The organism is Salipaludibacillus sp. CUR1 (genome assembly GCF_021028955.1).
Lineage (GTDB): Bacteria > Bacillota > Bacilli > Bacillales > Salisediminibacteriaceae > Salipaludibacillus.
The window spans coordinates 1-7,980 of record NZ_JAIWPE010000072.1; the positions used below are offsets into that span (position 1 = coordinate 1).

At 39.1% G+C, this 7,980-nt stretch carries 8 protein-coding genes and 1 tRNA gene; 5 read left to right on the forward strand and 4 right to left on the reverse strand.

Features of this window, described 5'->3' with window-relative positions; genetic code table 11:
* Positions 1–220: 220 nt before the first annotated feature.
* A tRNA-Gly gene (locus K8O68_RS15215) sits at positions 221–294 on the reverse strand.
* A 190-nt stretch (positions 295–484) separates the two neighbouring features.
* On the opposite strand from K8O68_RS15215, the gene K8O68_RS15220 reads away from it, so the two are divergent.
* The 3 genes from K8O68_RS15220 to K8O68_RS15230 all read left to right on the forward strand — a co-directional run bounded on the left by K8O68_RS15220 (position 485) and on the right by K8O68_RS15230 (position 2,982).
* Positions 485–871: a DUF302 domain-containing protein gene (locus K8O68_RS15220; protein WP_230897712.1), complete on the forward strand. Its 387-nt coding sequence runs from the start codon at positions 485–487 to the stop codon at positions 869–871.
* A gap of 25 nt (positions 872–896) precedes the next feature.
* A complete protein-coding gene (locus tag K8O68_RS15225; RefSeq protein ID WP_230897713.1) occupies positions 897–1,775 on the forward strand; it encodes an SDR family oxidoreductase in 879 nt (292 codons plus the stop codon).
* Between the two features lie 235 nt (positions 1,776–2,010).
* Positions 2,011–2,982, forward strand: coding sequence for a CAP domain-containing protein (locus K8O68_RS15230; protein ID WP_230897714.1), 972 nt, complete (start codon positions 2,011–2,013; stop codon positions 2,980–2,982).
* 45 nt (positions 2,983–3,027) lie between these two features.
* On the opposite strand, the gene K8O68_RS15235 is transcribed toward K8O68_RS15230, so the two are convergent.
* Entirely contained in the window at positions 3,028–3,363 is a 336-nt protein-coding gene (locus tag K8O68_RS15235; RefSeq protein ID WP_230897715.1) for a hypothetical protein, read from the reverse strand.
* Between the two features lie 181 nt (positions 3,364–3,544).
* On the opposite strand from K8O68_RS15235, the gene K8O68_RS15240 reads away from it, so the two are divergent.
* Together K8O68_RS15240 and K8O68_RS15245 are read left to right on the forward strand one after the other, a co-directional pair.
* The gene (locus K8O68_RS15240) at positions 3,545–3,946 is read left to right on the forward strand and encodes a YgaP family membrane protein (RefSeq protein ID WP_230897716.1); all 402 of its coding nucleotides are present in this window, start codon (positions 3,545–3,547) and stop codon (positions 3,944–3,946) included.
* A 724-nt stretch (positions 3,947–4,670) separates the two neighbouring features.
* Positions 4,671–5,699 carry a L,D-transpeptidase family protein gene (locus K8O68_RS15245; protein WP_255717267.1) on the forward strand — a complete coding sequence of 343 codons (1,029 nt, stop codon included), beginning with the start codon at positions 4,671–4,673 and terminating at the stop codon, positions 5,697–5,699.
* A gap of 176 nt (positions 5,700–5,875) precedes the next feature.
* On the opposite strand, the gene K8O68_RS21645 is transcribed toward K8O68_RS15245, so the two are convergent.
* A complete protein-coding gene (locus tag K8O68_RS21645; protein ID WP_230897718.1) occupies positions 5,876–6,859 on the reverse strand; it encodes a CobW family GTP-binding protein in 984 nt (327 codons plus the stop codon).
* 63 nt (positions 6,860–6,922) lie between these two features.
* Positions 6,923–7,855, reverse strand: a complete 933-nt coding sequence (locus K8O68_RS15255; protein WP_230897719.1) for a CobW family GTP-binding protein — start codon at positions 7,853–7,855, stop codon at positions 6,923–6,925.
* Positions 7,856–7,980: the final 125 nt, after the last annotated feature.

A 7,980-nucleotide genomic window follows, 5' to 3' on the forward strand; every position in this document is an offset into this window, starting at 1 on the left:
TGTGTGTGGTAACTCAAGGTTAACAAAGAGAGAGAATTAGGTGCATTTTTTGTGCCTGTGTCTCCAAGGGGCTCCGCCCCTTGGAGACACAGGACGCACCACAACATTCAGTATAGAGCCAAATAAAAAGGCTTTTATGAAATATTAAAAAGCAGCGTTTCCCGGCAAAAGAAACACTACTTTTAGAATTGCCTATTTTATGTATTATATCATGTCATACTGGAGCGGGTGAAGGGAATCGAACCCTCGTCATCAGCTTGGAAGGCTGAGGTTTTACCACTAAACTACACCCGCTTATTCTTATGTACAGACTTTAAGGCTTTCTGAAACGCCAGCATCTCTATGCACTATTTATTCTACTCCCCTCCTTTTCATAAGTCAATGTGACGGAAAAAGCGGGTAGTCTTCCAATAATATGTTATTAATCAGCGATTTTAGGTAATACATATACCGTGATGACTAAAATTATTCGGAGGTGTATAAAATGAGCTTTGATTATACTGTTGAAAGCAGCAAAAAGCCGTTGGAGCTTATGGAATCACTTGAAGGTGAGTTAAAAGAAGAAGGATTCGGGGTCCTCTGGTCCTTTAACGTAAAAGAAAAACTCCAGGAAAAAGGCCTCGATTACAACGATAACTTTCATATCCTTGAAGTATGCAACCCTAAAGATGCCCAGGAGATACTCGGACACTCCAAACTTGCCGGTTACTTCCTTCCATGTAAAGTGGTTGTTTACGAAGATGAGGGAAAAACATTTGCAGGCATGCCTCAACCTTCAACTTTAATGGATTTTATTGACGACACTGAGGTGCATAAATTGGCCAATGATGTAGAAAAACGCATGATCAGCTGTTTAGAAAAAGCGAAGTAAATTTATAATAACTTGAGGTGAGAGAATGAAATTTTCTGATATAAACAAGCAGCAGCAAGATGGACAACCTGAGCAGATGCAGCAAAGACAGCCGGGATTTGAAAGTGAAATGAATCCTGAACCAATTTACGATGATCCTGAATATAAAGGATCTGGAAAATTACAGGATAAAGTAGTCATCCTGACAGGCGGTGACAGCGGAATCGGCCGTGCTGTCGCAGTAGCCTTTGCTAAAGAAGGCGCTAAACTTTCCATCATTTATGCAGACGAGCATGAAGATGCCCAAAAAACAAAAGCACTTGTTGAAAAGTATAATGGTGAATGTCTGCTTATTCCGGGAGATGTTGGGGAAGAAGCCTTTTGTTTCTCAGCTGTCAAAAAGACTGTGGATCATTTCGGACAGCTTGACTGCCTGATTAATAATGCAGCTGAACAACATTTCCAGGAAAACATTGAAGATATTTCACTAGAGCAGTTTGACAGAACATTTAAAACAAATATTTACGGAGCATTCCATTTTATTAAAGCTGCCAAACCCCATTTAAGAGAAGGCAGCACCATTATTAACACCGTATCCGTAGTGGCTTACGAGGGAATGCCGGTACTCATGGACTACTCTGCTACTAAAGGTGCTCTTCTCGCCTTAACACGCTCTTTATCTGAAAACATGGTTTCAGAAGGAATCAGAGTAAACGGAGTAGCACCAGGTCCAATCTGGACACCATTAATTCCTGCCTCCTTCCCTGCAGATAAAGTGGCTGAATTTGGTACAGACAGCCCTATGGGAAGACCGGGACAACCAGTAGAATTAGCGCCAGCTTATGTTCACCTAGCTTCCGGAGATTCTTCTTACATGTCCGGGCAGGTTATTCATATTAACGGCGGGAAAATCGTAAATGGTTAAAAAATGACAACAAATTTATATTAGAGCGCCTGTTCCTTTCTGAAGGAATGGGCGTTTTTTTAATGAAAAATGATTTGTATTTTTTCAGTTCACCAGTGGAACGAAGTAATCAATAAAGAACACAGACGGATTAATGGTGTAATCTTTTCTTTAAAAGTAACGTTTTTTTCCATCTATAATTTCTTTCGGTCAGAGAGAGGATAAGACTAATCGTTTAAAATAAGGAGAGAGATGGATGAAAAATAAACTCATATTAATTTGTTTTGTCTGTTTAACGACATTAATGGCTATTGGCTGCAATGTGGATAACCAGAATGCCATGGATATGGGAGGACATGAAGCAAGCCCTCACCGCGGCGGCCAGGCGGACTCGTTTTATTTATCCGCTGAATCAACGGATATACCGAGCCACAGTTTTCCGCATACGAGAGCAGTTAAAATCCAGGATGCGGTCTTTGAATTTGAAATTGATCCAGCACAATTTCACTTAGAAGAGCTGTATGACCTGGATCTCGATTTAAGTGCAGTAGACTTGAATGCTCTTGAACAGCAATTAAGAGAACACTTGCAGCGCGGAGGACAAGAGCGTATCGAACTTGAAATCCCGCAAAGGCAGCAAGCCCCTGAAGCCGGTCCTCAAGAAACTGCTCCAGAACAGCAGCCGGAAGAACCGCAGCAGGCAGAGCAGCCTCAGCAACAGCCGGAAGAACCGCAGCAGGCAGAGCAGCCTCAGCCTCAGCAGCCGGAAGAACCGCAGCAGGCGGAACAGCCTCAGCAACAGCAGACAGAAGAGCCGCGTCAGGCAGAAACTCAGCAGCAAACGCAAGGACTTCGCCAGGAAGAACGTCGTGTTATTGAGCTGACAAACAACCACCGAAGAGAAGCAGGCTTGTCTGAACTCCAGGCAGACGTGGAATTAAGCAATGTGGCACGCCGAAAATCGACAGATATGCAGCAAAATAATTACTTCTCTCACACAAGTCCAACTTATGGATCGCCATTTGATATGATCAGAGACCACGGAATTACTTATAATTCAGCTGGCGAAAATATAGCTCAGGGCCAAAGATCGCCTGAAGAAGTCGTACAAGCATGGATGAATAGTCCGGGGCACCGTCAAAATATATTAAACCCGAATTATACTCATATAGGTGTGGGATATGAGCCTGCCGGCAACCACTGGACACAGATGTTCATAAGCAGATAAAGAAGATGGGCCTGTACCGTGAGAGGTACAGGCCCGTTTGAGATCTTAGCTCACTTTCTTCTTGTTAAAAAACCATTTTCGTTTTTTCCAGTCATTATCTCCAGCTTTAATGCTTTTAACAAATCCGGTATCTTCAATTTCCTCTAATAATTGATGGACTGTTTCCCCGTCTTCTTTTCCTTTGAATACTTTATTAGCGAGAACCGGGGCAGTAAGCTTTTCATGCGCAGCTTCTTCCCGCAGATAAAGAAGCAGTTTCACCCGCTTTTTTTGCCTCTTCTCCTCTTTGTAGCCACCCGTAAAAAGCTTCTTCATGGGATCGGCTGCTATAACACCGATAATTATGCCGGTGACAATTAAAAGTAAATCATAAATAATCATTTCTTACTGTCCTCTTTTCTATATTGTCTTTATTTATTTTAGCTTATAACAGAAACAAATTTAAGGATTAATCGTATTATTTTAACGTTCTTATTAAATACTGATTTTCAAAATAAGTTTAAATGTAATACATATACGGGTAACAGACCTCCAAGTTACCTTTTACAGGAGAGTGATAATAATGGCAGATTTACCCGCTACAAATAAAAGGGTGCAAAAGCATACTAAAGAAGATATTAATTTGGAATTCAAAGAACAGATTCAGCAGAACGTCGACTACTATAAAAATAAGAGCCCTGAGGAAATTTCGGCACGCTTAGATGAATTGGATCAGGAATGGGACACAGAAAGAGTTCTGGAAGCCAATGCGGCAAGTCTAGTCGTCGCTGGGAGTATTCTCGGCGCCACGGTAAGCAGAAAGTGGAATATCCTGCCCGGCATTGTAGGAGGATTTTTATTGCAGCACGCTCTTCAAGGCTGGTGCCCTCCGCTCTCGGTTATCAGAAGGGCCGGCGTCAGAACTGAGGCTGAAATTCAGGAAGAAAAAAACGCTTTAAAAGAACTTAGAGGAGATTTCCAATAAAAATTAATATGTCAAAAAATTATAAGAAAAAGAGAGCCATAACCCTTGAACAGGTAGTGGTTCTTTTTTTCGGATAATATCCCAGTCCAACTTAGAAAAGCAGCTGTCTCCATGCAGGATGTCGAATATTATATTACCAATCTATATAGCTAATATTTGGAAATAATCGTATAATATAAGTATAGAAGAAAGGAAAGAAGGTGAGGAAAATGTGAGTATTTCAGGTTTTCTTAAGTCAGATGGAAGTATTTTTGTTAATAAGATTACCCGCGTTTTAAGGATCAATGGAGGACTCACGTTTTCAGAAGTAACCATTTTACCAATGTTGCCTGTCACATGCCATTATGTATAATTTCATCATCCCGTTCTGCTTCAAGCACCTCGCTAAATGTTTAACACCTCTCTTCTAAGTCTCGTATGACGATAGCATAAAGTCTAATATCTATTTCAGTCCAATAACCTTTTATCCGACTCACCCTCCCCCTTCTTTCAGTTAAAATGTACAGTTCCCCTTCTTACTAAGTTAAATATTGCTGCTCATAAAGAGAACATTCAGATCGCAGCCTTCTTAAAAACTAATACCAAAATTTTGTTTACTAAAGCTCGAAAATCCGCTGGTTTAACCGCGTCTCATTTGTCAGAATAATTACATTTTTTCCAGTCTGGTAACTGGACCAGCACTGGCCCATATATATTAGTAACTTAATGAAATGGGGAATGAGACATGATCAAAAAAATTTTATTCTGTTTACTGGCCGGGTTACTTTTCTTTGTTTGGTTAATACCACCTCCCTCCTCCGCAGCCGCCAGCAGTTCAAACCAGTTAATCATTATTAACAAGTCTAACAATCAGCTCGCATTCTATGAAAATAACACGCTTATGCGTACTTTCAGTGTAGCAACAGGAAGGACTGCAAGACTCACACCGGAAGGAAATTTTAGAATTGTCAATAAAATAGTCAACCGGCCTTACTATACAGGAAATATCGCTGGAGGCCATCCGTCGAATCCATTAGGGAACCGCTGGCTGGGTATCAATGCAAACGGTACCAATGGTAATACCTATGCGATTCATGGCAATAACAATCCTTCATCCATTGGGACTTACGCAAGCGCTGGGTGTATACGCATGCACAATAATGAAGTCAGGTGGCTGTATGACAAAGTCAGAGTAAATACACCGGTGGTCATTGTCTCGTCCTCAAGATCCTTCAATTCCATCGCAAAAGCTAACGGCTATTCACTTGATGGAAAAAGCGGTTCTGTTCCTGTTAGTTCAGCCGTTACACTCCGTCGGGGAAGTAGAGGAACGAGTGTAAAACAACTTCAGGAGCAATTGACCAGACTTGGCTATAATACTAGAGGCGTTGATGGCATCTTCGGACCAGGCACAGAATCTGCTGTTAGAAGATTCCAGAAAGATAAAAAGCTGACTGTAGACGGTGTGGTTGGACCTCAGACAAGAACAGCAGTTTTTAACAGTAAATCTACAGGAACCAAGACATCCACTGCTAAAAAGAATTCTGGCAGCACTTCTGCTTCCCAGGTTCAGCAAGCCACTATTAGACAAGGAAGCCGTGGGGCAGCAGTCACTGAACTGCAAAGATCATTGAGGCAAAATGGATACAAAATTACATCCGTCGATGGCATCTTCGGCCCTGAAACAAATAATGCGGTCAGGAGATTTCAACGTGATAAGAAGCTAAGCGTAGACGGAATTGTCGGTCCACAGACTTGGAGAGCTTTGAGATAACTCCAAACCTCCTTCTAGTGAAGGAGGTTTTTATAATGGATTGGACTGATTGAGCAGGTTCCTGGGCACTCCAGAGCCGTTTAATTTACTAAGGAGTATATTCTATTCAGACATAAATCGTAAATATTTCGCTCTATTAAAATAACAAAGGAACTAAATCCTTCTTTGCTTTTAATCTAAATTGATTTGTCCCATTCACCTTGTATCTCTTCGGTGCTAAGGTTTATCCCTATCAGTACTAAATATTTTGCACCTGTATATTGTGAAGGCTCCCAATAGTTTCTTTTCATAGCATGTTGAAATAAGTAACATCCATCTTTTAAAGGAATATACCCTTTTGCCCGTAACAAATTGGGACGCCACTTTTTCAAGAATTTCTCAATTTTAGAAGATTTAGTTGTCTTGTTAACATATAAAGTCACCGTTTTAATCCGTGAGAACGATTGACTGTGACCATGAGTATGGCCGTGCTTATGAATATTCTCTGCATGGCTATGCTCATTTTTATTTAGTATTTTATGGACAGGTTTCGCTTTAATCTGTTTTATGTTTATCAGTAAATATTCTATATCAATTTCACTATACGTGGTAAAGTAAATCGGTGATACAGGGTTTTGTTTAAGGACTGCTTTTTTCACTTTTTCTTTATAAGAATCTGTTATTAAATCCACTTTATTAACTATTAATACATCTGCAACTTCGATTTGTCTTCTTGTTGTTCGAACGAGTTCACGATCCGATTCGAAAATGCTGTTGTATTCAAGGACATTTTCTCCATCAAGCACTGTCACTACTTTTTCTAAGTAAATATAATTTTTTAATTCAGGTTCCGTTAATGAATCCACCACTTCTTCAGGGTTAGCAACCCCTGTCAGTTCTATAAAAATGACATCAGGCTGTTTTTTCAGCAGCTTAATCATTGAATCTGTAACTTCGTCTTTTTTATTACAGCAAATACAGCCATCCAATAACTTCTCAACTATCTGATTGTTGTTGGTTTGATTTAATATTTCCCCATCCAAATCTGTTTTGCCAATTTCATTCATTAAAACAGCAGGTTGAATTTTTTTATCATCACACCTTTCAATCAACTGTTTTAACAAAGTCGTTTTTCCACTCCCTAAAAAACCACTTATTATAATGACTGGGATTTTAGACACTTTCCAGCTCCTCCTAACAATGCTCTAATCTATCTAATTTTTTCAATTCTCAGTTACGATAAATCATTCTAATTGTCTTATCCCTTTATAAATCTTTCTCTCATCCAACCCTTCTCCTATAAAGACCAATACTTGCTTAGTTATTTTTTGAATGGTATATCTTTCAAAAACAGGATCTCCATAAGCATAATTAAATAAAAATACTCCCGGCGTTTCCTGAAGTTTAATAAATCCTTTCACACGAAATAGGTGCCCTTTAAGGTGCTTTAGAAACTGTATGAATTGGACTCTCTCTATTGGCTGTTTAATAGAGACTGTTATAGTTTTTAAATGTAAATGGTCGTGTACATGTGAGTCATTAATATGGCTATGTGCAGGTTTGTTTCTTTCATTATCGGAAGTATAAAGTATAGAAGGGTCAATCTTTGAATAATTAACAGGTAAAATTAAGGCTTGTTGATTAAGTTCCTTCACAGAATTCTTTATCAGGCTTAAAGCATTTTCCGGCAGCTGATCAATTTTATTTATAAGTACTATATCAGCAAATTCAGCCTGGGCTCTAATTAGTTTTTTTAATTTGTTACTCATTTTTCCTTCATGCCATTGAAGGGCATTAATAACAGTAATTACACTTTTTATACTTACTTTACCTGCAATTAAAGGGTGCGTGCATGAATCTATGACTTCCAACGGATGGGCTGCCCCAGTAGCTTCAATATAAATAACATCTAACTCATGTTCTGTTAATAAAGTATTTAGTTGTAAACTTAATTCCCCCTGAATCGTACAACAAATACAGCCATTTAGCATCTCCTTTAAGGGAGTCTCACTCGGTATGATGGATGAATCTATACTTGTATCACCTAATTCATTCATTAATACCCCGATTTTTCTTCCATTATTTCTTTCTATTTGTATCAGCTGCTTCAATAATGTACTTTTACCGCTTCCAAGGAAACCGCTTAATAGAACAATTTCGATATTTTTTCTATCCATACAATAATAACCTCCCTCTATAAAGTTTAATTTTCTTCTAAATACTAACGGATACTTACAATTTCACAAACACCAGATAAGATTCTCACGCATAAATATGGATATATATTGAAACTGGAATATAT